Here is an 886-nt window from a genome sequence, read left to right as displayed (position 1 = left end):
TTTTTTTCTAGGCTTTTTAAGTTCTGCTTTAAGATGCTGGGTTAAAGCCAATTGTCTGGCTTCATGCATATTTTGCCAGGTTTCTAAACCGAGATTCCAGCTGAAGCGTCTGTAATCACAAAGCGAATCAAGAACCTTCTTCATCCTTTGATTGGGTTTTAATCGATATGTTCTGGTTTTGATGATCACTCTTTTCACCTTCCTTCTTTAAATCCCGCCTAATCTTCCTGCCGTACCGTCTCAACCCATAAAGCCGACATGAAAACACATGAATTACTGAAATTAAGTCTTCAACCATTTCCTCATCTGGAGAGGTTTCAGGGTTGTTTAAAACAATAATTTTAGTATCGTGCTTAGCACAAAAATGTTCAAACCAATCAAAGCCAAAGCGGGCAAAACGATCTTTATAGGTAACAAAGATTCGTTCTATTTTTCCTGCTTCTACTTCATCCAATAATTTATTCCATTTTTTGCGGTTATAATTAAGCCCTGATCCAATATCTTCTACATGTTCATCAATAATGATGCCTCTAGCATTGGCATATTCAATGATGAAAGCCATCTGATGCCTAAGATTTTCTTTCTGACCTACAGAAGAAACACGGGCATAAGCAACTGTCTTGCGGTGAGGCTTAATGCCCCTAAAAGCATCCAGCCGCTCTTGCGTATAGTATCTGCGATTGGCAACATTGCGCTGAGCAACTAGTCTTTTTTCTCGATCCCATCTTTGCATGGTAGAGCGAGATACACCGAGAAGCTTAGCAGCTTCGCCAACTTTATAAATTCTTGACATAAAAATAGACCTGCTTTCTTTGCGGTCAATTATATCATTAATAGGCATATTTAGATATATTAAATACATAATTTACTACTTGTGATTAACACT

The 886-nt window shown here is 37.8% G+C and carries 2 protein-coding genes; both read right to left on the bottom strand.

Annotated features, from left to right (window positions below; genetic code table 11):
• Positions 1-144: hypothetical protein (locus tag AC1EJ1_RS10360; protein ID WP_480295841.1), on the bottom strand; the 144-nt coding region annotated here is incomplete at its 3' end.
• Positions 128-793 (bottom strand): IS607 family transposase, encoded by a 666-nt coding sequence (locus AC1EJ1_RS10355; protein ID WP_005728427.1) that lies wholly within the window; start codon positions 791-793, stop codon positions 128-130. The genes AC1EJ1_RS10360 and AC1EJ1_RS10355, both read right to left, overlap by 17 nt.
• Positions 794-886: the final 93 nt, after the last annotated feature.

This window comes from Pauljensenia sp. C0170B4, from assembly GCF_056590235.1.
This window is presented reverse-complemented; position numbering and strand designations above follow the sequence as displayed.

Coding starts and splice junctions, on each gene's coding strand:
- AC1EJ1_RS10355 (WP_005728427.1), bottom strand. CDS start 793: ATGTCAAGAATTTATAAAGTTGGCGAAGCTGCTAAGCTTCTCGGTGTA.